The 399-nt window shown below is 62.2% G+C and carries 1 protein-coding gene; it reads right to left on the bottom strand.

Annotation, left to right across the window (positions count from 1 at the left end):
* A partial coding sequence (locus tag RMT89_RS41405; RefSeq protein WP_315888915.1) for a hypothetical protein occupies positions 1–219 on the bottom strand: 219 nt, incomplete at its 3' end.
* Between the last annotated feature and the right edge of the window lie 180 nt (positions 220–399).

Raw genomic sequence — 399 nt, 5'->3', positions numbered from 1 at the left:
CTGCTTGGGTGCCTGCCGCGCCTTCTCCAGCATCTCAGCCATAGCCAAGGCCCCCTCAAGGGTGTCCTGCAGCCATTCGCCCATGGCCTTGCCAGTGGACATGCCAGAGGCAGCCGCGAGCCTCTGAAACGCTTCCTGCACCTCTGGCGTCACCGGCACCGTGACCCGTACAGGCTTCTGATCCGCGAAGAGCGGTTTTTGGGCGTGGGGGGTATTCATGTGCATCATGCTGCATCACAGTGCATCACTTTGTCAACATGGCGCGCAATTGGCAGCGGCTGGAGCGCAACAGCAGCGCCCCGCGAGAATCGATTGCAGGCGTTTTGAGGCCCTGAAAGGGTTTGCCTATGCCTAGCCCTTGGGCATGGTCAGATCGGGCGCGCTAGGGGCGCTCTGAGC

It is taken from the genome of Streptomyces sp. P17 (assembly GCF_032436805.1).
Taxonomy (GTDB): domain Bacteria; phylum Actinomycetota; class Actinomycetes; order Streptomycetales; family Streptomycetaceae; genus Streptomyces.
The sequence above is the reverse complement of the archived record's forward strand: the minus strand, read 5'-3'. Positions and strand labels throughout refer to the sequence as shown.